At 38.9% G+C, this 25,044-nt stretch carries 25 protein-coding genes and 3 tRNA genes; 13 read left to right on the top strand and 15 right to left on the bottom strand.

Annotated features, from left to right (window positions below; translation table 11 throughout):
- Nucleotides 1–263 precede the first annotated feature (263 nt).
- A complete protein-coding gene (locus tag B9T33_RS03155) occupies nucleotides 264–893 on the top strand; it encodes a TetR/AcrR family transcriptional regulator (RefSeq protein WP_086177498.1) in 630 nt (209 codons plus the stop codon).
- Between the two features lie 63 nt (nucleotides 894–956).
- Nucleotides 957–1,631, top strand: coding sequence for a hypothetical protein (locus B9T33_RS03150; RefSeq protein WP_086177497.1), 675 nt, complete (start codon nucleotides 957–959; stop codon nucleotides 1,629–1,631).
- 61 nt (nucleotides 1,632–1,692) lie between these two features.
- Here B9T33_RS03150 and B9T33_RS03145 read toward each other — a convergent pair whose 3' ends face one another.
- The 3 genes from B9T33_RS03145 to B9T33_RS03135 all read right to left on the bottom strand — a co-directional run bounded on the left by B9T33_RS03145 (nucleotide 1,693) and on the right by B9T33_RS03135 (nucleotide 4,959).
- Nucleotides 1,693–2,388, bottom strand: coding sequence for a pirin family protein (locus B9T33_RS03145; RefSeq protein WP_086177496.1), 696 nt, complete (start codon nucleotides 2,386–2,388; stop codon nucleotides 1,693–1,695).
- Nucleotides 2,389–2,507: 119 nt separating this feature from the next.
- The gene (locus B9T33_RS03140) at nucleotides 2,508–3,602 is read right to left on the bottom strand and encodes a hypothetical protein (RefSeq protein WP_228145770.1); all 1,095 of its coding nucleotides are present in this window, start codon (nucleotides 3,600–3,602) and stop codon (nucleotides 2,508–2,510) included.
- A 142-nt stretch (nucleotides 3,603–3,744) separates the two neighbouring features.
- Complete coding sequence (locus B9T33_RS03135) at nucleotides 3,745–4,959, bottom strand: L,D-transpeptidase family protein (protein ID WP_086177495.1); 1,215 nt, start codon at nucleotides 4,957–4,959, stop codon at nucleotides 3,745–3,747.
- 205 nt (nucleotides 4,960–5,164) lie between these two features.
- On the opposite strand from B9T33_RS03135, the gene hemE reads away from it, so the two are divergent.
- From hemE to B9T33_RS03110, 5 genes are all read left to right on the top strand, one after another.
- The gene (hemE, locus tag B9T33_RS03130; protein WP_086177494.1) at nucleotides 5,165–6,235 is read left to right on the top strand and encodes a uroporphyrinogen decarboxylase; all 1,071 of its coding nucleotides are present in this window, start codon (nucleotides 5,165–5,167) and stop codon (nucleotides 6,233–6,235) included.
- A 36-nt stretch (nucleotides 6,236–6,271) separates the two neighbouring features.
- Nucleotides 6,272–7,069, top strand: coding sequence for a DUF817 family protein (locus B9T33_RS03125; protein ID WP_228145776.1), 798 nt, complete (start codon nucleotides 6,272–6,274; stop codon nucleotides 7,067–7,069).
- 151 nt (nucleotides 7,070–7,220) lie between these two features.
- A complete protein-coding gene (locus B9T33_RS03120) occupies nucleotides 7,221–7,691 on the top strand; it encodes a DUF3015 family protein (RefSeq protein ID WP_086177492.1) in 471 nt (156 codons plus the stop codon).
- 77 nt (nucleotides 7,692–7,768) lie between these two features.
- A complete protein-coding gene (locus B9T33_RS03115) occupies nucleotides 7,769–9,682 on the top strand; it encodes a DUF4105 domain-containing protein (RefSeq protein ID WP_086177491.1) in 1,914 nt (637 codons plus the stop codon).
- 104 nt (nucleotides 9,683–9,786) lie between these two features.
- Nucleotides 9,787–11,163: a diguanylate cyclase gene (locus B9T33_RS03110; protein ID WP_086177490.1), complete on the top strand. Its 1,377-nt coding sequence runs from the start codon at nucleotides 9,787–9,789 to the stop codon at nucleotides 11,161–11,163.
- A gap of 64 nt (nucleotides 11,164–11,227) precedes the next feature.
- Here B9T33_RS03110 and B9T33_RS03105 read toward each other — a convergent pair whose 3' ends face one another.
- The 7 genes from B9T33_RS03105 to B9T33_RS03075 form a co-directional block, all read right to left on the bottom strand.
- Nucleotides 11,228–11,584 carry a cupin domain-containing protein gene (locus tag B9T33_RS03105; protein WP_086177489.1) on the bottom strand — a complete coding sequence of 119 codons (357 nt, stop codon included), beginning with the start codon at nucleotides 11,582–11,584 and terminating at the stop codon, nucleotides 11,228–11,230.
- A gap of 109 nt (nucleotides 11,585–11,693) precedes the next feature.
- On the bottom strand, nucleotides 11,694–12,242 hold the full coding sequence (gene folE, locus B9T33_RS03100; RefSeq protein WP_171263568.1) for a GTP cyclohydrolase I FolE: 549 nt from the start codon (nucleotides 12,240–12,242) through the stop codon (nucleotides 11,694–11,696).
- 95 nt (nucleotides 12,243–12,337) lie between these two features.
- A complete protein-coding gene (locus B9T33_RS03095) occupies nucleotides 12,338–13,027 on the bottom strand; it encodes a Smr/MutS family protein (RefSeq protein ID WP_086177487.1) in 690 nt (229 codons plus the stop codon).
- A 166-nt stretch (nucleotides 13,028–13,193) separates the two neighbouring features.
- Nucleotides 13,194–13,817 carry a tetratricopeptide repeat protein gene (locus B9T33_RS03090; protein ID WP_086177486.1) on the bottom strand — a complete coding sequence of 208 codons (624 nt, stop codon included), beginning with the start codon at nucleotides 13,815–13,817 and terminating at the stop codon, nucleotides 13,194–13,196.
- Between the two features lie 65 nt (nucleotides 13,818–13,882).
- Nucleotides 13,883–14,689, bottom strand: coding sequence for an indole-3-glycerol phosphate synthase TrpC (gene trpC / locus B9T33_RS03085; protein WP_086177485.1), 807 nt, complete (start codon nucleotides 14,687–14,689; stop codon nucleotides 13,883–13,885).
- Nucleotides 14,690–14,704: 15 nt separating this feature from the next.
- Nucleotides 14,705–15,751: an anthranilate phosphoribosyltransferase gene (gene trpD / locus B9T33_RS03080; protein ID WP_086177484.1), complete on the bottom strand. Its 1,047-nt coding sequence runs from the start codon at nucleotides 15,749–15,751 to the stop codon at nucleotides 14,705–14,707.
- Nucleotides 15,752–15,768: 17 nt separating this feature from the next.
- Entirely contained in the window at nucleotides 15,769–16,353 is a 585-nt protein-coding gene (locus tag B9T33_RS03075; protein WP_086177483.1) for an anthranilate synthase component II, read from the bottom strand.
- 884 nt (nucleotides 16,354–17,237) lie between these two features.
- Here B9T33_RS03075 and glnA point away from each other — a divergent pair.
- Nucleotides 17,238–18,653, top strand: coding sequence for a type I glutamate--ammonia ligase (gene glnA, locus B9T33_RS03070; RefSeq protein ID WP_171263559.1), 1,416 nt, complete (start codon nucleotides 17,238–17,240; stop codon nucleotides 18,651–18,653).
- A gap of 97 nt (nucleotides 18,654–18,750) precedes the next feature.
- On the top strand, nucleotides 18,751–19,029 hold the full coding sequence (locus B9T33_RS03065; protein WP_086177481.1) for a hypothetical protein: 279 nt from the start codon (nucleotides 18,751–18,753) through the stop codon (nucleotides 19,027–19,029).
- A 56-nt stretch (nucleotides 19,030–19,085) separates the two neighbouring features.
- Here B9T33_RS03065 and B9T33_RS03060 read toward each other — a convergent pair whose 3' ends face one another.
- Nucleotides 19,086–19,946, bottom strand: a complete 861-nt coding sequence (locus tag B9T33_RS03060) for a polysaccharide deacetylase family protein (RefSeq protein WP_086177613.1) — start codon at nucleotides 19,944–19,946, stop codon at nucleotides 19,086–19,088.
- A gap of 358 nt (nucleotides 19,947–20,304) precedes the next feature.
- Here B9T33_RS03060 and B9T33_RS03055 point away from each other — a divergent pair, with 358 nt between their 5' ends.
- From B9T33_RS03055 to B9T33_RS03040, 4 genes are all read left to right on the top strand, one after another.
- Nucleotides 20,305–20,787: a chorismate--pyruvate lyase family protein gene (locus B9T33_RS03055; RefSeq protein ID WP_086177480.1), complete on the top strand. Its 483-nt coding sequence runs from the start codon at nucleotides 20,305–20,307 to the stop codon at nucleotides 20,785–20,787.
- 24 nt (nucleotides 20,788–20,811) lie between these two features.
- Nucleotides 20,812–21,693, top strand: coding sequence for a 4-hydroxybenzoate octaprenyltransferase (ubiA, locus tag B9T33_RS03050; RefSeq protein ID WP_086177479.1), 882 nt, complete (start codon nucleotides 20,812–20,814; stop codon nucleotides 21,691–21,693).
- A gap of 112 nt (nucleotides 21,694–21,805) precedes the next feature.
- Nucleotides 21,806–23,257 carry an alpha/beta hydrolase gene (locus B9T33_RS03045; RefSeq protein ID WP_086177478.1) on the top strand — a complete coding sequence of 484 codons (1,452 nt, stop codon included), beginning with the start codon at nucleotides 21,806–21,808 and terminating at the stop codon, nucleotides 23,255–23,257.
- Nucleotides 23,258–23,397: 140 nt separating this feature from the next.
- Nucleotides 23,398–23,673, top strand: coding sequence for a hypothetical protein (locus B9T33_RS03040; protein WP_086177477.1), 276 nt, complete (start codon nucleotides 23,398–23,400; stop codon nucleotides 23,671–23,673).
- 61 nt (nucleotides 23,674–23,734) lie between these two features.
- Here the strand turns inward: B9T33_RS03040 and B9T33_RS03035 are convergent, their stop codons facing one another.
- The 4 genes from B9T33_RS03035 to B9T33_RS03020 all read right to left on the bottom strand — a co-directional run bounded on the left by B9T33_RS03035 (nucleotide 23,735) and on the right by B9T33_RS03020 (nucleotide 25,040).
- A complete protein-coding gene (locus tag B9T33_RS03035; protein ID WP_086177476.1) occupies nucleotides 23,735–24,178 on the bottom strand; it encodes a DUF2726 domain-containing protein in 444 nt (147 codons plus the stop codon).
- Nucleotides 24,179–24,237: 59 nt separating this feature from the next.
- Nucleotides 24,238–24,313 (bottom strand) — tRNA-Asn (locus B9T33_RS03030).
- A gap of 321 nt (nucleotides 24,314–24,634) precedes the next feature.
- Nucleotides 24,635–24,710: transfer RNA gene (locus B9T33_RS03025), tRNA-Asn, on the bottom strand.
- A gap of 254 nt (nucleotides 24,711–24,964) precedes the next feature.
- Nucleotides 24,965–25,040, bottom strand: a tRNA-Asn gene (locus B9T33_RS03020).
- Between the last annotated feature and the right edge of the window lie 4 nt (nucleotides 25,041–25,044).

Raw genomic sequence — 25,044 nt, 5'->3', positions numbered from 1 at the left:
CCAACATAGAGCCCGCAGAGATGCGGGCTTTTTTAATGAAGAAATAAGCTTGATTACTTATTTTAAACTCACTTGCATGATGATTTTTGCGTATTAACTTTAACCATTCGCATCGTTGTTGCTGAGCATTACTTTTTAGTATTTCATATTGAAAATATCTACGCCTTTTTATTCAACCTGAAGTTAACTACTCAAAGTTAATATTTGAAACCTAGCTTAATACATTTTATTATTGATTGAACGATTGTTCAGTGAATAGTGTAATGCCTAAAATTTCTAGTACTAGAGCAGATCAAGCTGAAGAAACCAAGCAAAAACTTTTAGACAATGCTTTGGTGTTATTTTCCGAGCAAGGTTATAACAAAACCTCAGTTCGTGCATTGGCACGTCAAGCAGGGTTGTCAGATGGTATTCTTTATCATCATTTTCCAGAGGGTAAGCAGCAAATTTTATCTGTACTACTCAATCGTGGTATTCAGCACGCTTTGGTACAACTGAGTCAGTTTAATCAGGACCTTGAGAATGTTCCTTTAGATCAGGTGCTTAATACACTTTGTGAGCTTTGTGTTGTGATGTTTTCGAAAAATAAGGATTTATTAAAAGTTATTTTGCGTGAAAGTGAAAATATGCAATTAAATGAAATTCATGTGGTTAGCCATTTATTTCAGATTCGACAACAATGGCTTGCTCAATTGTTGGCACAACGCGCAGTAAATAGTGAAATTCGAGTCATGGATTATGCGTCTGCTGCACAGCAGTTTATGGCAGTGAATATTCAATATGGATTGACGTATTTACTCAATCTCAATATAGGCTGCGATATTGCAAATATAGATGAACGCAAAAAGATGATTCAGCATACTTTGATGTTATGGCAACCTACGGCGATATAAGCTGAGAGTAGAAAAAATTTAACTTTTAACTGAACGTTTGTTCAATGAAGTAGGAGTAGAGCAATGTACTTTGGTCATTTTGCTGTAGGTGTGGCACTTAAAGCCAAGTATCGAGATGTACCATTGATCCCCATTATATTGGGAGCAGGCTTCTTAGATATTATTAATGGTACATTGGTAGCCGTTGGTATTGAAAAAGTCACAGCGAATTTAAATGCTCTACCATATCTCTATTTTGATTTGACCTTTATTGATTGGGATCACTCGCTTTTGATGGCAGCTGTTTGGTCTTTACTTTGGGGTGCATTTTTCTTAAAAGATAAAAGGATTGCGATGGTCGCAGCCTTATCGTGCTTTTTACATTTTATTGTCGATATTCCAATGCATAATGCTGATTTGGCACTCTATCCCTATGCACAGCACTATTTAGGCTTTGGTTTGTGGGGAAAATGGGGGATTTGGTCTTGGGTGTTTGAAATTGGATTTTCAGCGATTTTGTTGGCTTATGCCTATCAGAAACATTTGAAATTTGGTGAAAATATTAAATGGCAATTATGCTTCATCGCTTTACTTGCCTTACAAATGTCACCGTGGACTTCACCCATGAAACAGGTTGCAATGCTTGCTGAACCATACGCTTCAGTATTACATGGCATTTTAGTTGCGACAGGCTTTATTGTACCCACCATCATATTGGCTTGGTTATATAAACGCAGTGAACGATTAAGCCATGTTTGATTCAAAATCATCATGCAGAAATAAAAAAGCCCCACATCTGCGAGGCTTTTTTTAAGTTAGCTTATTTCACTTCAGGTAAATCAAACCAAATCACTTGAGCATCTTCCAAAGCTTCAATTTGGCTGGCTTCTAAAAAGGCAATTGCGCCACCAGCTTCAACTTTATGCTCAGCAATTTGTACAGAACCCGAAATAACATGAACATAGTTAATATGCTGTGTTGCTTCAATCGCTAAAGATTGGCCTTTATGAATAAAGGCTGTTTTTACTTCCGCTTGTTGACGAATATGCATAGCTGCATTGTCATTAGGTCCGACAATGAGATGCCATTGATCTGGCTGCTCACGTGGATCACATTTAATTTGTTGATATGTTGGTTCAGCATTACGTTCATTTGGAATAATCCAAATTTGGAGTAAATGAACATCTTCGTCACCTTGGTTCATTTCACTGTGGCGAACACCTGTACCCGCACTCATCAACTGCCATTCACCCGCAGAGATGCCACCATGATTTCCCATGCTGTCTTTGTGAGTAATGGTACCATTAAGCACACAAGTCAAAATTTCCATATTGTCATGGGGGTGTTGACCAAAACCTTGATGGGCTGCAATCATATCGTCATTAATGACACGCAAAGCACTGATGCCCATGTATTTAGGGTCATACCATTCGCCAAATGAAAAACTATGTTTAGATTCAAGCCAACCCATTTTTACATGACCACGGTTTTCACTCGGATGTAGAAAAGCATTCATGGTGTTGCTCCTATATTATTTTTAACTTGAGGCTATTTTAATGTTTTAAAATTGAGTTAGAAATACAGAATTAGCAATGTAGCGTTTCAATTATGCAATGATAATTTGAATACTTTATTTTAACTTAAATCACAATATTGCTTGCGAAAATCTGTCCAACGGTAAGTTTTCCCATTTGAATATTCGCTTAAAAATGTAGCATATAAGGCTGGCTGCTTCTGTAACCATGGATTGCCCCAATGTACATTTTTTGCGGCGGCTTTATCATGGAATACCCAATAATCATTTAAACAACTGCTGGCTTGAGGCAGCTCATTTGGGTTGGCTTCTAAATATTCATCTTCCATCTTTTCAGCATTTATGCCGTCATGTTCAATTTTGTTCGCTGCACGTTCACTGGGTGTGAGCAGGCGTTTTTCAGTATGTTTGGTCAATGTACCGTGAGAATACACATAACGATATTCAATATCATAAGGATTTAAAGTTTGATAAACCCCGGGTGTTTTGGTGCTGTATTCAAGTTTACTGTCCTCATAATCACCACTTGCTGCATCATATTTCGGGCCAAATCCCATGCCATCTTCGGGGGATGGCGCGGTAAACTGAGTACGGTGCAAAATTTTACCTTGAGGTGTGACTTCAATCAGTTCATAGCTGTTACGGTAAAAATAACTTTTAAAATTTGGATTTAATGCAATATTCCGTGCCATTTCATCGGCAGTATGAAAATATCGACTACGGAAAATTAAGATCAAGTTTTTATCATGTGGCTGAATACTGAAAAGTTGATGGTCTTTCAGTCGATGTTGTAATTGTGGTTTGATAATAATCGGTTGCTTCGCTGTACCAAAAGATTGAGCGATAGCAAAATAATTTTTATTGCCGACCTTCGTATAAAGTAGTGCAGGATTAGCCGATTCAGATAAAGGGTAGTAATGCACTGTATTTTGACCATTAATCACAAAATGGCGGCTATTGCTTAAATATTGCTGTGATGAGTCTTGATGCGGATTATATTTTTGATCCAGAATTTTCTTTTCATCAGACCAGTTTTCAGGATAAATAGAACCATCTCCATTATCTAATTCAGCCTGTATGTAGATGACCTTCTGAACCTGTACCTCAAGTTCTGCATGGCTAAATGCTGAAAGACTATTGAGCGCGACTATAGCTATAGATGTACGAAAAATAGGAAATTTTAAAATAAAAAACATAGGTGAAAATCCACAAAATTATATTTAAGTAATGAAATTTAAGTGTTTGAATAAAATAAAAATTTATTTTTTATAATTGATTATGTATAAAAAAAGGTGCTTTACTCGAAAGCAAAACACCTTTTGATCTTAAAATAAAAAATTATTCTAAGAATTTAACTGTTACGCCAGATTTCACTTTTTTACCAAGGTCATTTGCATCCCAGTTGGTCAAACGGATACAACCGTGTGACGCAGTTTTAGAGATCGCAGATGGGTTTGGAGTACCGTGAATACCGAATGATTTTTTACTTAAACCAATCCAGATGTTGCCTACAGGACCATTTGGGCCTGGTGGTAAAGACAATGGTTTAGTATTTTTACCTTGAACAAAGTTAGAAGGTGAATAGCTGTACCAAGGGTTTGGTGCAACACCCGTCACTTTATACGTACCTGTTGGAGATGGGGTATCCGAGCTACCAATCGTTGCAGGGAATGAACCAATCATTTGGTTACGGCTGTTAAACAAGTAAAGTTGTTTAGCGCCTTTATGTGCAACAATTAAATGGATATCTTCAGGAACTTCGTTACGAATATTAGCAACGAGCAGTTTTTCACCTGCTTTTTTGAAGGTTGCTTTTGGATTCAATTTCTTCAAGAAATCTTCATCCATGTGGAATTTTTCACCTAACATTTCAGTCACACGGGTGTAATACAAGCCTTTCATTTTTGCCTGTAGTGCATAGTCGTGTGGAATTGATGCTGCATACGGGCCATCAAGATCTGTTTGAGTCAACGTATATTCAATAAATGCAGGTTTAGAACCTTGTTTAGCAATTAAAGCATCCCAAGTTTCTTTGGTTAATGTACCTGTTGGCTTAAGACCATTCATTTGTTGGAATGATGCGATCGCTTTTAAGGTGTTTTTACCACTTGTACCATCAATTGCACCCGGTGAAGCGTGTGCGTTGTTGAGCATAACATGTGCACGTGCATAAATAGGGAACTGACCTTTACCAATGTTGTCATACCATTGAGCATTGTTTAGATCATTGAGACCCCAAGCTACTTTACCTGCTGGAGTCGCGGTTGTGGTCGTTGTTTGAGCCACTGGCGCAGCACCAATATCCGCTTTAACATCTTCAGATTTTTGAAGTGTATCTAGCGTTTGCGATGCTTGATTTAGATCTTCTTGTTCTTGAGTGCTAATCTGGCTTGTTACAGATGAAGCTTCAGTCGCTAGCGGATCAATCGGATCCTGAACTGCAACATTAGTCACTTTTTTTGGTGTTAATGGTTGTTCAGTAGTAGATGCGGCAAAAGCTGTACCAGCAAATATGCAACTTAGGCTCAGGACGAGCATTGGGCGAACGAACATGTAATTTAACCTTAAGAATTATTCATTTACTGTGTATTAAAAACTGGCTAAGTATTACAGAAAAAAAGTGGAGATGCAGTAGTTGTTTTGTGTAATTATTATTTTTGACCCTAAACATGATCGGTTTTTAAATCATTGAGAAGTTATTATATTTACAACCTTTTTGATATGATGATGCGAATGTTGAATAGAGTTGGAAAAGTGAATGACGACCTTAAAAAATGATCGTTTCTTGCGTGCTTTATTACGTGAACCGGTAGATAGCACTCCGGTATGGATGATGCGTCAGGCTGGCCGTTATTTACCTGAGTATCGGGAAACTCGTGCAAAAGCCGGTGATTTTCTATCACTATGTAAAAATACAGACTTTGCATGCGAAGTGACTTTGCAACCTTTGCGTCGTTATGAATTGGACGCTGCGATTTTATTTTCAGATATTTTAACGGTTCCAGATGCGTTGGGATTAGGGCTTTATTTTGAAGCAGGCGAAGGTCCTAAATTTCATAAAACCGTTCGTACTGAGCAAGATGTTTTAAATTTGCCAAAATTCAATGCCAAATCAGATCTTGATTATGTCATGAATGCGGTTAGTACCATTCGTTCAGCACTGGGTGGTCAGGTTCCATTAATTGGTTTCTCAGGTAGCCCGTGGACTTTAGCAACTTATATGATTGAAGGCGGTTCTAGTAAGGACTTCCGTTTCACAAAGCAAATGATGTACGCACAGCCAGAAGTTTTACATGCTTTACTTGACCGTTTAGCAGTGGCAGTGACTGAATATTTAAATGCACAAATTGATGCAGGCGCACAAGCAGTTCAAATTTTTGATAGCTGGGGCGGTGCACTTGCACATCGTGAATATATTGAGTTCTCACTCAACTATATGCAAAAAATTGTTGCAGGCTTACAGCGTGAAAAAGATGGACGAAAAGTCCCTGTCATTTTATTTACCAAAGGTGGCGGTCAATGGCTTGAGCCGATGATTGCAACAGGTGCAGATGCATTTGGTTTAGATTGGACGACTCCACTGAATGTCGCGCGTCAAACAGTCAATGGTCGTGCCGCATTACAAGGTAACTTAGACCCTGCAACTTTATATGGTTCACCTGAAGCCATTGCCAAAGCAACGCGTGCCATGTTGGACGATGCTTATGCCAATGGCGAAAAAACAGGTTATATCGCCAATTTGGGTCATGGTATTACCCAATGGGTTGATCCTGCAAATCCGAAAGCATTTATTGATACCGTACATGAATACAGTGCGAAGTATCTGTAAAACGTTGTAGGAAAATAGGTTTAGGATTCAACCGTGATCACGATTTTTAAATCATGTTTTGAGTTCTCATTTAAGGCAGCTTCGGCTGCCTTATTTGGGATCTTGCTACTGATTGCATTTGCTTTAACAGCATCTATGGGAAGTCAGGAATACTTTGGCTTCTTTCGTTATGATTATTTATTGTTTTATGCCTTAGTTATTCAAATCTGTTTACTGTATTTGAAACTTGAGTCTTGGGCTGAAGCCAAAGTGATTGCACTGTTTCATATCCTTGCAATGGGGATGGAAATATTCCTTACACATCCTTCTATTGCCTCGTGGCAATATCCACAACCTGCAGTGTTTAAACTTTTAACGGTGCCTTTATTTGCAGGTTTTATGTATTCTGCAGTAGGTAGTTTTTTTGCGCGTTCACTGCGGCTATATCAGGTATCATTTTTAAGACTGCCGAGCTTTTCCAATATGCTCACTCTGGCAGTGCTGTCTTACTTTAACTTTATGACCAAATTTTTTGTACCCGACATCCGAGTGCTGTTGTTTGTTTGGAGTGTGCTGATCTTTTGGAAAACTAAATTGAGTTTTCAACTGCAAAATCATGTGATGCAGTTGCCAATGTTACCCGTCTTGTTGATTTTGGCTTTTATCATATGGGTTGCGGAGAATATCAGTACTTTTTACAAGATTTGGCTGTACCCAAGTCAAGTGGATGCATGGCACATGGTTGGCTGGGGGAAACTGGGATCATGGTATTTGTTGTTACTTTTGAGCTTGGTTTTGGTACTTAAAATTTTAGGTATCCGTGATGAAAATGGCGCATGGGAACTTAAAAAATAGGGCGAAATTACGCTGTTTTTTTAGTCAAAAGTTTTAGATGAAAATGCTTTGCCTTATCTGAACGATCAAGTTAATCTACAGAAGTGTAATAAATTTTACATGTGTTTTAATAATTAAAAAACAATGGAACAAAATTCCCTGGAGAAATGCTATGTTAAAAAAATTAGCTTTAGTTGCCGTTGTGGCACTAGGTTCTACAGCTGCTTTTGCTGATCGTGATGTAGGTTGTGGTATCGGTTCGCAAGTCTGGGCAGGTCAATCAGGTAAAATTCCAAAAATACTTGCGGGTACGACCAATGGACTTTTTGCTAACCAATTATTTGGTATTACATTTGGTACCCTAGGCTGTAGCGGAACAGGTACAGTTACAGCACAAGCAGTAACTTTTACCAATGAAAATGCAGAATCACTTGCTCGTGATATGGCGGTAGGTCAAGGTGAAAGCCTGAACGTTTTGGCTGAACTACTTAACATCCAATCTTCAGATAAAGCACGTTTCTTTGCTGTATCAAAAGCTAATTTTACTGAAATCTATTCGGCTGAAAATCAATCTTCAATTCAAGTTCTAGAATCATTACAAAAAGTAATGGCAAAAGACGAAGTACTAAAAGCTTACGTTTAATTGCTGTGAGATAAACCCTGTCAAATGACAGGGTTTTTTATTATCTAAATTATATAGATGGATCTAAATATAACATAATGAAAATCCTTGCTTTATTTTGTACCTGTATTATTCCAAGTGTAGTATTTGCACAAAATAATGTGATTGAGCTTAAGTCTACAATCGCATCTTCCTCAACTGTTCAAAGCTATATTGCACGTGCATATTCACTCAAACTGGAACAGCAAACCAGTTGGCAGCGATTTATGTATGCGGATCAAAAAGGACAAAGTGAAGTCACTTATCAAGGTTATTTTCAAGCTGAAAATGGTCAAAATGATTTGCAAGCGGAAATGGATGCTGACATTCAGGCACTCTTTCAAAGTGCAGAACCCAATCAAGCTTTTCGTTGTCGCTTCCCAGCACGTAGTCAGTGGCTTATTCAACAGTTGAACATTCCGTCTGAGCAACTTCCTCAAGCAGAATGTCCAGAATTAGATGAATGGTTAAAACAAATTAAACCTTATAAAGCCACGTTGATCTATGCGACCGACTTTATGGGCAATCCAAGCTCGATGTTTGGACATACTTTATTGCGTCTAGACCCTAAAGATCAGAAAGAATTAAATCTAATTTCTTATGCCGTTAATTATGCCGCGACAGTCGATGATAGTGATGGATTTGCCTTTGCGTGGAAGGGACTAACGGGACAGTATCCAGGTGAATATTCACTGATGCCATATTACAGGAAGGTTAAAGAATATGGAGATTTAGAAAGTCGAGACCTTTGGGAATATGAATTGAGTTTAAATCCTGAAGAAACACAGTTATTGGTTAAGCATATTTGGGAAATGAAGCATGTGAGCTTTCCCTATTATTTTGTGAGTGATAATTGTGCCTATCGTTTACTAGGCTTAATTGACTTGGTTCGTCCAAACTCAAATTTAAAAGAACACTTTAAAGTTGCATCGATTCCAGTGGAAACGATTAAAGAAGCAGACAAGCAGGGAATTATTCAAGCGGCGGTTTATCGTCCAGCATTAGAAACACAATTGCTTTCACAGGCTGAACAGCATGGCTATTACATGGCGAGAGAAGCGCGTCGACTGACAGAAATTGATGCGAGCCAAATAGCAGATGCAATTGCGAAATATTCGGATAGTGATCGTGCCAAAATTCTTGAAATGGCATATGACCATTTGTATCTACAATTGATTGGGCGAAAAGTTTCAGCAGACGAGGCACAGCCTAAATTACGCCAAATTTTAGCGCTTCGAAGTCAATCGGATGTCCCGAAGCAGCGTGTTGAACCAAAACGACCCAAGCTTGATCCTGTTCAAGGACATCATGCACGAACTATGTCTGCAAGTGTGGGCAAAGTGCAAGGGGATCAATTTATCGAACTCAGTCATCGTGAAGCCTATCATGACTTGATTGATCCACAAGGTGGTTTTCGTATTGGAACTCAACTAATGTTTTGGGATGGATCGATTCAATATCGCGATGACCAAGTCAAACTTAATCACTTCGATTTTTTATCAGTAAATTCATACAATCCGATTACCCCCTTTAAAACACCTCTAACATGGGGTTTTAACTTTGGATGGCAACAGGAATCTGTTGCTGATGGAAAGTTTAGTGAAAAAGAGCAATATGGTGTGGCTGAGGTGAAAGTACAAAGTGGCTATAGTTGGGCAAATCAGCAGCGCACTCATTTATGCTATGTGCAATCACAAATGCAGATACAAGGAGGACATGCTTTAGATCAAGGTTGGCGTATCGGGGTTGGACCAACGGTAGGTTGTCAGAATATATGGTCAGATAGAATCAATAGTCTGCTGCAAGTCGAATTACCCTATTGGCAAGATTCGAATCAGTGGAACTTAAAAGTTAATGGTCAGTTGCAATATTTATTCAATCAGCAAAATGCTTTACGTCTAGGCTATGAATATGAGCAGCAAGATGCTAAAAATTGGGATAAATTCCAATTGAGTTATATTTATTTTTATTGATTTTATTCTGTTTTTAAAATGGAAATATCAATTAAAATAATATATAAAATTCAATAAAGAAGGGTATCATCTGTGGCTTTGTATCGCTGCGGAAAAACGCTTCTATGAATCAAGAATGTATAACCAGTCTTAGCCAGGCTTGGGCAAATATTTGTGATCAATATACTGAAACAGAACATCTTGCAGCGCTGCGTTTTATACAAACTCATGTCGAACATTTAGTGACTGTTTTCTATGAGCAGATGCTATTAGAGCCAGAAGCCGCACATTTTTTTAAAGACGATATCATTCAAAAAAGATTAATTGACACATTAAGAAAATGGTTGCTAGAAACGTTTGAAGTTGCCATTAACTTTCAATTTGAACCTGCGGTAAAACGTCAGCAAAAAGTTGGTATGGTCCATGCACGTATTGGTATTCCATCATGGTTTATTATGCGTGGTGTACGTGAAATAGAACGTAAAATCTTTGAATTATTAGAACAAAATAATACCCATAATGTGCTGCACATGTGCAGCTACCTTGTACAAATTATGGGATTAAGTACGGAAATTATGTGTCGCTCTTATGAGTTAAACACTGAAAAGAGCCAAGAAATCAAACATAATTATCGTTTATTTTCTGCTATGCAGGATGTTGCAGTACATAAAGACAAACAGCGTGGTTCATTACTCGATTGGGAAAATGAACTGATGTATAAAATTTTCTCTGGTGCAGTGGGTTTTTATCATCCGTTATTTTCGAAGTCTGAATTTGGTTTGTGGTTTATCCATAAGGCAGCGTATGCATTTTCAGGTTCAGATCAAGTACAGTTGGTTATTGACCGAATTTATAAAGTTGATGCGCTAACAGAACAAACGATGAAGATTGAAGATCGACAACAGCTTCAAGAATTTATTCAAAAAATTCGTGAAATTAATCGAGAAATTCAGCACTTAGTTGATCAATTGTTCCAAGTTGCTGAATACATTGAATCGGGTAATGACTCACTGACGCAGCTTTTAAACCGACGTTATTTAAACACGATTGTATCGCGTGAAATTAATTTTGCTCGCCAAAAACAAGCCCCACTTTCTCTTTTGGCTTTTGATGCTGACTACTTTAAAAATATTAACGATAAATTTGGTCATGCAGCTGGGGATTTAGCACTTAAATTTATTGGCGAAACTTTGCAACGTTTTAGTCAGGGCAGTGACTATGCTTTCCGTATTGGTGGAGAAGAATTTTTATTACTTTTGGTCGATACAGACTTGGTTCGTGCCATGAGTATTGCAGAAAGTGTACGCAGCTATATTGAAAAAGGTGTGATCCGAACGGTACAAGGTCAACAATTTAGTTTCACGATTAGCGTGGGCTGTGTTTTATATGATGGCCATCCAGATTATCAACGCTTCCTCGATGCTGCCGACCATGCACTTTATGCCGCAAAAAATAATGGACGAAACTGTATACAGGTCACTCAACATTTGTCTCGTGTGTAAATAGTTAAGCCATAAACACTCCCATCAGTGGGAGTTTTTTATTTTCGAACGAACATTACGTGGCTTAAACTTCGACTACAACATAATATTTTTTGACAGTTTCAACGACTTCAAAAGTACCGATGAAACTCGGTGGAATGACACCCGCATTGCCAGCGCTGACTTCAATGTAATTTCCAGCTTGGTCATGAATGCGAACCAAACCTTCAATAACATTAAAAAATTCTTGTTTATTGTCTGCAAATACAATATTCCATGCACCGACTTCACATTGCCAAATACCGCAATCCATATTTGGATGTACATATAAGCTTTGTGTTTGACGCTTAGGATTGCCAGCGACTAATCGGTCTGGGCGAGGGTAATCAATACTCGGTTCAGCTTGTGTAATACCTTGACCCGCTAAAAATATGTGAGACATACATCATCCTGACAATCGTTGAGCAATAAAGAATTTAAATTTGCAGCACATTTAAGCATAAATAAAAAAAGCCTCAATACAGATTGAGGCTTTTTAAACTAAAATTAAATTAGTAACTTTCAGGCACGGCGCTTAAGAATTCGCGTCGTTCTTCTTTATTGGTTTTAAAGTCACCAGTAAACGACACGGTACGTGTTGTTGATTCTTGCTTTCCAACACCACGCATCATCATGCACATATGCGCTGAATCGATAACCACAGCAACACCGCGAGCGCCAGTCACTTCCGCAACGGCTTCAGCAATTTGTTGAGTCAGATTTTCTTGAATTTGTAAGCGACGTGCAAACATTTCGGTAATACGGGCAAATTTAGATAAACCCAATACATTGCCTTCAGGCAAATAGGCGATATGTACGCGACCATGAAATGGAAGCAGATGGTGTTCACACAAAGAGTAAAATTCGATGTTTTTAACCAACACCATTTCACGGTTTTCGGATGGAAAAACCGCATTGTTGGTCACTTCTTCAAGTGTCTGACTATAACCAGAAGTCAGATAAGAAAAAGCTTTAGCAGCACGCATCGGCGTATCTTTAAGACCTGGGCGATTCAGATCTTCGCCAACGGCAGTTAGGATATTTGCGTAGGATTGCTGCATAGACATAAGAGGTGTTCACTTACACTGAGAGATTGAACAAGGACGGCATTGTAGCAGAAAACTATTACAATGCCTTCTTTTGGGGAAAAATCCGATTACTGATTAAACTTTGGGTTCTTTTCAGCACGTTTTAAAAGCACGAGAACTGCACCAGTTCCGCCTTGCTTTTCAGGGGCACTGACAAAAGCCAATACATCACGATGTTGACGCAACCAGCTATTTACATAGGTTTTTAAAATGGCTTCGGGACCTTTGCCGTGCACAATTTTTAAAACATTCTGATTTTCGTCTTTTGCAATTTGAATAATTTGGAGTACGGCTTGGCGTGCTTCTTCAACTGTACAGCCATGTAGGTCTACAGCTTCAAACCAGCGTAAATTTCCAGCTTTCAAATCTTCAAAGACTTTATGTTGCAAGGTTGCTATGCGGTAGCTTAAAGCCGCTTGGCTTGCGACAGGGTTGAGCATCGCTTGGGTATCAGACAATAAAGCATCATCTGTTTCCATCGGTCCAATGGCTGAAGCACGTTTTGCTAAAGTCTGTGCATCTGGCTTCTTGCGACTGGCTTTATCCATTTTTGCAACATTGCCGGCATTAATCTTTTGAACACCTTGCATTTGCTTCTGGAATAATGCGAAGTCATCTTCCTGCTCTTGCTCAACAGTCTTTGGCTTTGGCTCAGGCTGTTTAGCAATATTTGAGGAATGTGGATTCGTAATTTGCTTTTTAAAAGATTTCAGTAGATTGTACTGATCTTTAGAAAGCGAAGAATCGTGTTTGCTCATAATGAATAAACGGGAAATGTACAAAAATTTAGGACAATTATAGCCTGAAATGCGACTGATTTGAACTGGAATGGCTTTATATTGATTTAAGTATTACATGGCTCAAGTCGTGGAGATCAAAAAGTTTAAGTTAGTTTACTGAGCTTGGGTATTCATTTAGCGACAGTCAATTTTCATCTAACACGTCTAAAAGTTCTTGAGCCTGAGGCCAGCCATTATTATCTGCTTTAGTTAACCAATATTTTGCCAACTCAAGATCTTGATTTATTAGTTCACCATTAAAATAAAGTAATCCGAGGCTCCATTCGGCAGCTGCAATATGTTGTTGTGCTGCAATTTCATATAACTCAATCGCTTTATGAATGTTTTGCTCAACCCCTGAGCCTGTCTCATATTTATCTGCCAAATTATTGATTGCTGGGTAAAAGTTGCTATCAGCAGCTTTTTGATAGCATTGTACGGCAAGTTCAGGATCGCATTCCGTAAAATACACGCCCAGCATATACAAAGCGGCTAAGTCATTTTTTTCAGCTAAAACTTTTATCTCATCTACGGAAATATCATGCTCAATGTTATAACTTGGTGATTCTGTCCACGTTAAAGCCCAATTATACTGTGCAATAAAAAGTCCATAGTAGGCTGCAGATACCCAAATCCATGTACGTCCCTTTTCTACATCTTGTTTATATTTATTGAAGCCTAAGCAATGATTGATACCGATAATCATCTGCTCATAAGGGGTGAAATGCTGAGCTTGATTGATAATTTCTTTAACAGGGGAATGAGACATATATACGCTATCGAGGTGGGGAAGAAAAAATTCAGGATGCCGTAGCACCCTGAATTTTGTGTTTCTTAAATGGCTTTTGGCACACCAAACAATTCTTTAAACGCCTGATCAGGGCGCGGCTGTTTCATAAAGCTTTCACCCACTAAGAAAGCATGAATGTCATGTTCCTGCATCATTGCGACATCAGCAGGTGTGGTAATCCCACTTTCTGTTACCAGTAGGCGTGAAGGCTCAAGTAGTTTTTTCAAACGCAGTGATGTATTTAAATCGACATCAAAGGTTTTTAAATTACGGTTATTGACACCAAGTAAGCAGCGATCAGAAAGACGCAAAGCGCGTTCAAGCTCAGCTTCATCATGTACTTCAACTAACACATCGAGATTGTGCTCAAATGCAGTTTTCGACATTTCTTCAAGTTGTTGATCTGACAAACAAGCCACAATGAGTAAGATGCAATCCGCATGCAAAGCACGTGCTTCAATCACGCCATAAGGATCAATCAAAAAGTCTTTACGCAGGGCAGGCAGGTCACAATTTGAACGTGCGATTTGAATGTTTTCATCCGCGCCTTGGAAAAAGTCGACATCAGTTAATACTGATAAACATGCCGCACCCGCGTCTTGATACTGCTGTGCAATTTCAGCTGGGTTGAAATTTTCACGAATGATGCCTTTTGATGGTGATGCCTTTTTAATTTCAGCAATAACCCCAGGGCGCATACTTTGTACAGACTGAGCAAAACCGCGTACAGGTGTAGCAGCTTGAGCCAATTCTTCTACATCTTTATAGCTACGTTGCTTAAGACGAATAGCAAACTCTTCCTTTTTGCGATCTACAATTTTTCCTAAAATTGTATTTGCGATATCTACCATGATCTTTTCCTAATCTTAAGCTTCGTATTCTTTTAAAGTTTTGGTGAATTCAGACAAAATGCCCATTTTTTCTAAGGCTTGACCACCATAAATAATGTCATGAGCCAATGCTACACCTTGTTTATAGTTGCTGGTTAAGCCTGATACATAAATGCCAGCACCTGCATTGAGCGCAATCATATTTGCCGCTTTTTCACCAAGTGCAGATTTATTCTTACCTAAAGCATCTTTAATTAATGTCAGACTTTCCGCAGCACTGTCTACAGAGAGCCCAGTTAATGTTTGCGACTCAATATCCACAGCTTCAGGTTGAATTTCCCATTCAGTCACTTCACCATTTTTAAGCTCAGCAACATAGGTGCTTGAAGCAAGGCTGATCTCATCTAAGCCATCTTTAGAATGTACAACCATGGCATGTTCGGCACCAAGCTGTTTTAAAACTTCAGCAATCGGACGGCAAAGTTCTGTAGAAAATACCCCAATCACAAAGCGATTTACACCAGCCGGATTCGTAAGCGGGCCAAGTAAATTGAAAATGCTACGGAAGCCCAATTCTTTACGTGGACCAGCAGCATATTTCATTGCTTTATGATGATTTGGAGCAAATAAGAAACCCACGCCCATTTCACGGATACAACGCTCTGTTTGTTCCATGCTAAGGTCGAGGTTAATACCTGCTTGCTCTAGAAGGTCAGATGAGCCTGATTTAGACGACACGCCACGACCGCCATGTTTAGCAATGGTTGCACCCGCAGCAGCAATGACAAAACTTGATGCAGTCGATACGTTAAACAAGTTTTGACCGTCACCACCTGTACCGACAATATCAACTAAGTGAGGTAGGTCGCTGACATCAATTTTAATGGCGAACTCACGCATAACACGTGCGGCAGCCGTAATTTCGTCAATACTTTCACCTTTTAAGCGTAGACCCATCATCAGTGCACCAATCTGCGCTGGCGATGCTTCGCCAAGCATGATGGTACGCATCACTTCTTCCATTTGAGGTTGAGTGAGCTCAATATTTTTTGTGATGTTATTTAAAGCTTGTTGAATATTCATAATTCTATTGCACTCGATTAAGCGTAAATTTCTAAGAAGTTTTTGAAGATTTGGTGACCATGCTCACTGAGAATCGACTCTGGGTGGAACTGCACGCCTTCAACAGGCAATGTCTTATGTTTAACACCCATAATCTCTTCCATAGAGCCATCTTCTTCATTGGTCCAGCAAGTCACTTCTAAACATTCTGGCAATGTCGCTTGATCAATCACCAAGGAGTGATAGCGCGTTGCTGCAAATGGAGAAGGGAGGTTGCTAAAAATACCTGTATCGCTGTGATACATGTCCGACAAACGACCGTGCATAACTTTTTTTGCACGAATAATATCGCCACCAAAAGCTTGACCAATCGCTTGATGCCCAAGACACACGCCCAGTAAAGGAATTTTACCTGCAAAATGCTGAATAGCAGGAATTGAGATACCTGCTTCAGACGGTGAACAAGGGCCGGGACCAATGACTAAATACTTCGGTTGCCATCGCTCAATATCTTCCAATGTCACGGCATCATTACGTACTACTTTTACTTCCTGATTTAACTCGCCAAAATATTGGACAATGTTGTAGGTAAAAGAGTCATAGTTGTCGATCATCAAAAGCATGAGCGTTTTAACCTTTGAAATTTTGCACTTAACTGTGCTTATAAAAAATTAGAATGAATTCTGATGAAATTTCAGTGCATGAATAATGCCCTGTAAATAAGGATTCGCAAATAGCAAAAACACAGAATTCGAGCAATCATAGCAAAAAATAAGCATTTTCGGCTGAACAATTTAGCCGTAGCTTGCACATCATTTTATAAGTAGAGAATTTTTTAGATTTAAAATTATTGAATTAAATTGATGACATCATGTCTGAATCATTTAATTGGTGAAATTAACAACATTTGAAAATTAAAATTATGACAAGAAATAAACTATCCCAAAGTAAGCTTTAAAAAATATACTCAATAATGAGCTATTTTGAAGCAAAATCCCCAAAATGGAGCACTTAAATTTTAAGGTATTTAAGTTTAAATATTCATCTTTTCGCATGATTTTATTGAGATGAAGGACCGTGCTTTAGTATTGAAAAGTTCAATATTGATAAAAAATGCATTATAAAATGCGTAAATGTTTAAGGATTAAGCATCTAAATCATTAGATTTTAAATAAATTCATAAATACATCAAAAATGTTTAAACAAAAAGGAAACTTCAGGCTCAACAGGTGACTCTTTATGGTGCATTTGGGTTTATTAAATTTTAGTGCACCATTTTGATACACCGTAAAAAGCTTTTTAAACAAAAGTGATGAAGAGTGGCTGAATATGGTGCATTTGCTGTGACACACAGTATAATAGCAGCAAAGTAACGGGCTGAAATCTTCTATTCTGATAAGGAATTCAATATTTTAACTTTGCTTTTTAAAGTTGGTACGGTAATTGCTTAATAACTACCAACTACTAACACGCACTTCATTGTGCACAAAAAAATCATCGGAGCAAAATGAGCATGGCGAACAAGGTCCTTCAACTCATCCAAGAAAGTGGCGCAAAATGGGTCGATTTTCGTTTCACGGATACTAAGGGTAAAGAGCAACACGTAACTTACCCGGCAGATACAATTGACGAAGATACGTTTGAAGACGGCAAAATGTTTGACGGTTCGTCAATTGCTGGTTGGAAAGGTATCGAAGCGTCTGACATGATCCTTCGCCCAGATGCTGAAACTTGCTTCCTTGACCCGTTCTTCGCTGAAGCTACAGTTGTGGTAACTTGTGACGTTATCGAACCATCAACTGGTCAAGGTTATGACCGTGACCCACGCTCTATCGCTCGCCGTGCAGAAGAGTACCTCAAATCAACTGGTATCGGTGATACAGCTTTCTTTGGTCCAGAACCAGAATTCTTCGTATTTGACGAAGTGAAGTGGGACATCGACATGTCTGGCGCGCGCCATACATTAATCGCTGAAGAAGCTGCTTGGTCTACTGGTAAAGACTACGAAGCGGGTAACTCTGGTCACCGTCCACGCGTTAAAGGCGGTTACTTCCCAGTTCCACCAGTTGATTCTTCACAAGATATGCGTGCAGACATGTGTGCAAAAATTGAAGACATCATGGGCCCAGGTCGTGTAGAAGTACATCACCACGAAGTTGCATCTTGCCAATTAGAAATTGGTGTGAGCTTCAACACTATGGTTCGTAAAGCGGACGAAGTTCAACAGTTCAAATATGCGGTTTGGAACGTTGCACACCAATACGCTAAAACTGCGACTTTCATGCCTAAACCAATGGTAGGTGATAACGGTTCGGGTATGCACGTTCACGTGTCTATCTCTAAAGATGGCAAGAACTTGTTTGCTGGCGATGAATATGCAGGCCTTTCAGAAATGGCATTGTATTTCATTGGTGGTATCATCAAACACGCTCGTTCATTGAATGCAATTACTAACCCTTCTACAAACTCGTACAAGCGTTTAGTGCCGCATTTCGAAGCACCGATCATGCTTGCTTACTCAGCACGTAACCGTTCAGCTTCAATCCGTATTCCTTACGTTTCTAGCCCGAAAGGCAAACGTATCGAAGCACGTTTCCCTGATCCAATGATGAACCCGTACTTAGGTTTTGCTGCATTGTTGATGGCTGGTCTTGACGGTATCCAAAACAAGATCCACCCAGGTGAAGCTGCAGACAAAAACTTGTATGACCTTCCTCCTGAAGAAGAAGCTAAAATCCCAACAGTTGCGCATAGCCTAGAAATGGCGCTTGACGCACTTGAAGCTGATCATGATTACCTTCTTAAAGGCGGTGTGTTCACTAAAGATATGCTGGATGCTTATGTTGAAGTTAAACGCGAAGATGTTCGTCGTTTAAATACAACAACTCACCCAGTTGAGTTTGATATGTACTACAGCTTGTAATTCTTTCGAGAATTTCACTGTAGAAAAAACCCGCCTTGTGCGGGTTTTTTTATAGGATGCGTTAAGATAAAACAAAGATTTGAATGAATATCTCAATATGGCAAAACCACGCAAAAAACATACAGGCTTTTTCCCTTGGATTGATCCACAAGATCATAACAAGGGATTTAAACTTAACTTTTCAGAAGTCACTTATTTAGAAATAGGTCGCACCGTGGAAGGTTATAAGCAGGCGCAATTTGTTGAGCTAAAAAATCCAGAACTGGCCCTGGATTATGATTATCCGAAAAGTTTTTATATCAGCGCTGAAGGGTTAGTTTTAATTAAAACGCCGCAAGGTAAATTTGAAGTGATTGCCAAAACAGATAATGCATAACAGGTCTAAAAGATGATGCTGTTGCGTGCTGCAAAGCATCAATGTGCTCGATTGAATTAATCGAGTTGATGTTGTTTTAAGTTGTCTAGTTCATAGGGTGCGTCTTCCGCAGGGTAGCGTAATTGCTGTCCTTGTGTTTTGGCAATGGACCACAGAATACTTTCACCTGCTGGAATGTTTGCGCTGCGCTCTCGATACAATGGATCTTGAAAAGCCTGCTGGGCAGAGCTAAACGTCCAACCTGCCTGCTGAAATACTTGAATGATCTCTTTTAAATAAGCAGCATTGATCTGGTTTACATGGAGCAGCAAAACATGTTGCGGTGATCGTTTTATTACCTGTATAGCGAGCTGATCATAGTAGTCTGCACGATTCAATAAATGAGCAATATAAGCATGTTTTAAACGCTCGAGCTTTTCGGTATCAGCCTGTTTGGCATAATCTAGATATTTGCGATTATAAAACCAGTCACTGGCATCAATACTCACTGCACCGATTTGATAATCATGCGAACTCAGCCATTGATAGACTGCATCGCGTTTTGCTGCTGTATTGCCTTCCTTTAAAAAAGGATAGCGATATATCCGTTGATAATTAGGCAATGTCCTGAACACAGCATCGGCATCAGCAATGCTTTGGATGTAAGTCTGCGCTGAGATGTTATCTTTATTTAAGTTCTGATGAAGTGCACTATGATTGCCAATGACATGATCTTGTTCACCCCATTGAGCAATCAATTGTTTGCCTTGAAAGTCACCAATTTTTATTAAACTGGGAAATACCACAGATTGAATTTTATGCTCTTTGAGTTGCTGTAAAATCTGTTGATTGATGATGGTCGCTTGAGGGTTATTTTGAGGATTAAGTCCATCATCAAAACTTAAAGCCAGTTCCTTGGCACTGGACCATGTGCTCATGCATAAAGTTGTCGCGACAATTGTGAGTGTCCATGTTTTTTGTAAAAATTCTTTGGATAATATTTTGATCATGTGGTCGTATTTTTGGGTTGGTCAATGTTGTGTAGGCTTAGTGGTGCAATCTAAAAAGAGCATTTTTATATAGATGGATAGCATAAATTAAATTCAAAAAATATCATTTACATGATGTGTTGAGTTTTTCAAAGATAAGTTTCTCAAGAGCAGCTTTTTATATTCATGTGATATGGAAACTAATAGAATCATCACCTGATGTAAAACGAGCCTTAAAAATTAAACTGCCATGTGTATAATCTCAACACATGATCATTTACATCTTAGCTGAGTTTAGGTGAGGGACATGCAAAGCACACACAGTCAACCCAATATCATTCCAGAAGAATTAAAAACATGGCTGTATGCTTCAGGTTCATTAACCCAGCAATTGACTGATTTGGCAGGTGGTAAATTTCAAGTTATTCCAGAAAAAGAACATTATCAGCGCCTCACATTTCTCGATGCTAAATGGATGAAAATGCCCTATCAACATACTTCATGGGTACGTGAAAGCTTGTTATTTGGCTGTGAAGCTGAACCATGGGTGAAGGCAAAAAGTATTTTTCCGATTTTAAGCTTGCAATCACATGCGCGTATTTATAAGCATATTGGTAAAAAACCGATTGGTTTGTTCTTATTTCAACGTACAAACCCTGCATGTGAGCGCCGTGTGCTCTGGCTAGAAGATGGTTGGACACGTCAGAGCTGTTATACTTGGCATGGTTGTAAATTCATTGTGCAGGAAACTTTTCTACCTGCATTTGAACACTATATACAGCAAGCTTAATTCAGATTCGGTATAAGGACGGGCATGACAACGGTGCAGCAAATTTCTTGGCGTGAGCGCTTGGAAGCATATTACTATTTATGTCGTTTTGATAAGCCTATTGGTACTGAGTTGGTGTTTTGGCCAACCATGTGGGCATTATGGATTGCAAATCAAGGTATGCCATCTTTGGGTATTCTTGTTCCAATGATTATTGGGACCATCTGTATGCGTGCTGCGGGCTGTGCCATTAATGATTTTGCTGACCGTAAAGTGGATGGCGCGGTAGAGCGTACTAAAAACCGTCCTTTAGCCACAGGGATTATCAGTGCTAAAGAAGCTATCTATGTCTTTTTGATCTTAGTGGCACTCAGTGCGGGCATGTTGTTTTTCTTGCCGATTGAAACCTTTTATTGCTCGTTCGGTGCATTGTTCTTAGCCTTTATATATCCGTTTATGAAGCGTTATACACATTTGCCGCAAGTATTTTTAGGGGCTGCATTTTCATGGTCTATTCCCATGGCCTATACCGCGGTGGGTCATCCCTTGGATTTAACTTGTTGGTTGCTTTACTTCGGTAATTTGGCATGGACAGTTGCATTCGATACACAATATGCCATTACAGACCGTGAATATGATTTAAAAATTGGAGTGAAATCTACAGCGATTTTATTTGGTCGCTTTGATATCGAAATTATTTCATTGTTGCAAGCTACGAGTGTTTTATTGATTGGTTTTGCGCTTTACTTAGAAGATTTACTATTTCCTTTTGGGTTAATTGCACTGTTATTTGTTGCCTTTGATTTTATTTATCAATGGACGAAAACCAATGATCGTGATCCACAGCGCTGCTTTTGGGCATTTCGTCATAATCGCTGGGTGGGGCTCATGATATTTGTCGGTATTGTTATGGCTTTAAACCTTTAATCTGAAAAATATAATTTGAAACAAAGCATCCTATTCGGGTGCTTTTTTTTGTGCATTAATGAGAAGGCATGTAGCTTCATGCTTAAAAAATAATGATTAAAAAGGATACTTTATGAAACGTTCAAAAATAGCATTAGCCCTGACAGTTGCTGTTTCAATGCTGTCTTTAACCGCTTGTAATGACGATAAGGACTCATCTTCTTCAAATCAAAAATCATCATATGTGTCTGAAGCCAATTATGCTTTGGATAGTGTAAACAATACATCATCAATTAAGGTCATGACTTATAACATGACCAATATGCAGGGGAAAAAAGCGGCCGCGACTGCATTGGTTTTGTTTCCAAATGCGACTCAGCCTAAAGATGGTTATCGTGTCATCGTTTGGGAACATGGAACAGTCGGTGGTGGGGATGATTGTGCACCAAGCAAAAACTTAATCCATCCGCGCTTTAAGATACTTGCAGAAAGTTTATTGGCTGCTGGCTATGTTATCGTTGCACCTGATTATGAGGGTTTAGGAACACCGGGCGTACATCCATATCTAAATTTATCGAGTGCAGCGAATTCGGCGCTTACTGCGGTTAAAGCAGCAAAAGAACATTATGGTAAACAACTCAGTGGAGATTGGATGTCTATTGGTCAATCGCAGGGTGGTCATGCATCATTAGGGACTGCGGAATTTGCCAATGTCGATACCAGTTATAAAGGAGCGGTGGCAGCTGCACCAGCATCAAGCTTAGGAACGATCATTAAGATTTATCTTGATCCAGCGTTAAATGTGGATGAAGTAACCGGTGTGAGTAAAGGTGTCAATAAATTAGATGAACAGCTTCTTCAAATCCGCGGATTAGTGGCTCAAGGCCAGTTAACATCAGCACAAGAGGACGCATATCTTGGGCAACTTGCAGATGGTTATGCTGAGCTTTTGGCTTATGCGGCTTTAACGACTTCAGGGATTAAGGCATATGAGCCAAATTATGATTTAAAAAATATCTTTACTGCAGATGCAGGTGTAATTGCAGAAAAAGCCTATGGTCGTACTGGGGATGATGGTGCATGCTTAAGTTATCCTGAGCCGAACAGTGCCAATGGCTTGCAAGAACAGTTTAAAGAGGGTGTATTTGAGTTTATAAAGAACCCGAACAATATGATTTCTCAATATGGAATTGATTTAAATAAAATTGATACTGACCCAGTTGTTCAGAAATTTTTAAATGACAATCAGCCTGCAACAAATGCAACTGCTGCCAAAGTAATTAAAGCCCCTGTTTATATTATTCAAGGGGCGGAAGATAAGGCAGTGATTCCTGTGGTTACTCAAGCACTCTTTGCAAATATGAAAGCACAAGCGACGAAATATTTCCCTCAGGCTAACTACGCTGAAGGTTATCAATTGGATATTGTGCCAAATGCTAGCCATACCCAGGCAATTATCTGTAGAAATGAGCAGGCAGTTGATTTTATTCAGTCTAAGATGTCTGCTGGTACAGGGATAGACTTAACTAAGGCTCAGAAAGATGCGAGTACAAGTCCACATTGTACTGGTGTAGTCCCTTCTTAAACTGATTCGATAAAAAAGGAGCTAGTCTCCTTTTTTATGGCAATTTTTTGTTTAAAACCAGAACGTGAATAGAACACTTGAGAGAATTTCAATCTTTGCTATATTGGGTGCGAAAATTTAAAGTGATCGAATTGAATACTATGTCTGAAGTAAAGCCAAAACCGAATACGAAAAAGATGATTATCCTGATGGCATTAGGTTTACTCATTCCAATATTTTTGGTGAGTATGGCTTTTCTTGCAGTGAATAGTGATGCGAAAAATCAAGAAAAATATAAACAACAGCAAGCAGAAATGATTGAAAAGATCAAAGCAAAAGAAGCAGCGGCAAAAACTCAAGCTGATGAACAGCTAGCAGTTGAAGCTGATCAAGCTGTGTCAGAAGTATTAGCCGAGCAAAAGGCACAAGGTTTATAATTTTATTTTATCTGCGCTGTTATCGTAAAATTTATGGTTTGAATGATTTTGAAAAAGTCATTTAGCGCAGATCATGCTTTAACGTGCTGATGGTCGGGATGCTGGTATAACGTAAAATACGATATCCCGCTTCCTGCAGCATCGCATCGCGTTCTGCATCTTCAGTTTCTTTGCCGATATGGCTAGGATCGTCTAATTCAATAATCACTAAGACATTATAGCTTTGATCAAGAATCACAAAATCAGTGACCTTACGATTAAATCGATTTCGAATTTTATAATTTTGATTGGTAATGAGTGCGCTAAAAGCCACTTGTGCTAAAACGTGATAGTTAGGGAAAGCTTCATTCAGTCGATGAAACATTTTACTTTCAAATGTAGTAATAACACGACGTGGGTAGAATTTTTGCTTAGGACGGAACAGGCGTGGGAAGACTATACAGGCAAGAGCTAAAGTTGCCATACAGCCAATAACGAAGAAGATAAACTGACTTAGATCAAACACAGAAATAAACTACATATATGAAAAAAGCCCATTTCGTAATGAATGGGCTTTTTAGAATTTGGCTCTCCAACCTGGGCTCGAACCAGGGACCTGCGGATTAACAGTCCGTCGCTCTACCGACTGAGCTATTGGAGAATCTGCACGCATTCTATGGGGCAAATGCATTGAGGTCAAGTCACAATCGTAAAAAATCCAGAAATTTGCGTTGAATGCATTAAAAATAAACATGTTTGTGCGGTGACGTGTTTTTTCATGTAGTTAAATTAAATGCGCGTGTCATTTTTGTTCGCATAAGTAGAGTATGCAATTTAATAAAAGGGTTAACTTTACCGAAGTCTTTAAGGGGCTTTAGTTAATGAATAATAAAAGTTAAGCAGAGCAATGATTGTTATCTAGGGTGGAAAAGTAACAGATATAAAAAAAGCCCATTTCATAATGAATGGGCTTTTTAGAATTTGGCTCTCCAACCTGGGCTCGAACCAGGGACCTGCGGATTAACAGTCCGTCGCTCTACCGACTGAGCTATTGGAGAATCTGAGACGCATTCTAGAGAGCAAAGGGCAGATGGTCAAGAATGAATTGGATAAATTCACATAAAGTTAAACTAAGTGTCTTAAAAATAGGCTGAAACTTAAAAATAGTGCGAGATCTTGATAGAAACTCAAAACTTAGATGAACGTATTTTTATATTGCAGACTATTTTAAGTCATTTGGATTTTGTGATTTCGAATGATGAAAATACAGGCAATAAAAAACCCACTTCGCAATGAGTGGGTTTTTAGAATCTGGCTCTTCCACCTGGGCTCGAACCAGGGACCTGCGGATTAACAGTCCGTCGCTCTACCGACTGAGCTATGGAAGAATAG

It is taken from the genome of Acinetobacter sp. ANC 5054, from assembly GCF_002135295.1.
Taxonomy (GTDB): domain Bacteria; phylum Pseudomonadota; class Gammaproteobacteria; order Pseudomonadales; family Moraxellaceae; genus Acinetobacter.
Note: the sequence above shows the minus strand (reverse complement) of the source record. Positions and strands in the feature narration are given on the sequence as shown.

What these genes read in the sequence shown, in the direction of transcription:
- B9T33_RS03155 (WP_086177498.1), top strand. Translation starts at nt 264, where the DNA reads ATGCCTAAAATTTCTAGTACTAGAGCAGATCAAGCTGAAGAAACCAAG.
- B9T33_RS03150 (WP_086177497.1), top strand. Translation starts at nt 957, where the DNA reads ATGTACTTTGGTCATTTTGCTGTAGGTGTGGCACTTAAAGCCAAGTAT.
- B9T33_RS03145 (WP_086177496.1), bottom strand. Translation starts at nt 2,388, where the DNA reads ATGAATGCTTTTCTACATCCGAGTGAAAACCGTGGTCATGTAAAAATG.
- B9T33_RS03140 (WP_228145770.1), bottom strand. Translation starts at nt 3,602, where the DNA reads ATGTTTTTTATTTTAAAATTTCCTATTTTTCGTACATCTATAGCTATA.
- B9T33_RS03135 (WP_086177495.1), bottom strand. Translation starts at nt 4,959, where the DNA reads ATGTTCGTTCGCCCAATGCTCGTCCTGAGCCTAAGTTGCATATTTGCT.
- hemE (WP_086177494.1), top strand. Translation starts at nt 5,165, where the DNA reads ATGACGACCTTAAAAAATGATCGTTTCTTGCGTGCTTTATTACGTGAA.
- B9T33_RS03120 (WP_086177492.1), top strand. Translation starts at nt 7,221, where the DNA reads ATGTTAAAAAAATTAGCTTTAGTTGCCGTTGTGGCACTAGGTTCTACA.
- B9T33_RS03115 (WP_086177491.1), top strand. Translation starts at nt 7,769, where the DNA reads ATGAAAATCCTTGCTTTATTTTGTACCTGTATTATTCCAAGTGTAGTA.
- B9T33_RS03110 (WP_086177490.1), top strand. Translation starts at nt 9,787, where the DNA reads ATGAATCAAGAATGTATAACCAGTCTTAGCCAGGCTTGGGCAAATATT.
- B9T33_RS03105 (WP_086177489.1), bottom strand. Translation starts at nt 11,584, where the DNA reads ATGTCTCACATATTTTTAGCGGGTCAAGGTATTACACAAGCTGAACCG.
- folE (WP_171263568.1), bottom strand. Translation starts at nt 12,242, where the DNA reads ATGCAGCAATCCTACGCAAATATCCTAACTGCCGTTGGCGAAGATCTG.
- B9T33_RS03095 (WP_086177487.1), bottom strand. Translation starts at nt 13,027, where the DNA reads ATGAGCAAACACGATTCTTCGCTTTCTAAAGATCAGTACAATCTACTG.
- B9T33_RS03090 (WP_086177486.1), bottom strand. Translation starts at nt 13,817, where the DNA reads ATGTCTCATTCCCCTGTTAAAGAAATTATCAATCAAGCTCAGCATTTC.
- trpC (WP_086177485.1), bottom strand. Translation starts at nt 14,689, where the DNA reads ATGGTAGATATCGCAAATACAATTTTAGGAAAAATTGTAGATCGCAAA.
- trpD (WP_086177484.1), bottom strand. Translation starts at nt 15,751, where the DNA reads ATGAATATTCAACAAGCTTTAAATAACATCACAAAAAATATTGAGCTC.
- B9T33_RS03075 (WP_086177483.1), bottom strand. Translation starts at nt 16,353, where the DNA reads ATGCTTTTGATGATCGACAACTATGACTCTTTTACCTACAACATTGTC.
- glnA (WP_171263559.1), top strand. Translation starts at nt 17,238, where the DNA reads ATGAGCATGGCGAACAAGGTCCTTCAACTCATCCAAGAAAGTGGCGCA.
- B9T33_RS03065 (WP_086177481.1), top strand. Translation starts at nt 18,751, where the DNA reads ATGGCAAAACCACGCAAAAAACATACAGGCTTTTTCCCTTGGATTGAT.
- B9T33_RS03060 (WP_086177613.1), bottom strand. Translation starts at nt 19,946, where the DNA reads ATGAGCACATGGTCCAGTGCCAAGGAACTGGCTTTAAGTTTTGATGAT.
- B9T33_RS03055 (WP_086177480.1), top strand. Translation starts at nt 20,305, where the DNA reads ATGCAAAGCACACACAGTCAACCCAATATCATTCCAGAAGAATTAAAA.
- ubiA (WP_086177479.1), top strand. Translation starts at nt 20,812, where the DNA reads ATGACAACGGTGCAGCAAATTTCTTGGCGTGAGCGCTTGGAAGCATAT.
- B9T33_RS03045 (WP_086177478.1), top strand. Translation starts at nt 21,806, where the DNA reads ATGAAACGTTCAAAAATAGCATTAGCCCTGACAGTTGCTGTTTCAATG.
- B9T33_RS03040 (WP_086177477.1), top strand. Translation starts at nt 23,398, where the DNA reads ATGTCTGAAGTAAAGCCAAAACCGAATACGAAAAAGATGATTATCCTG.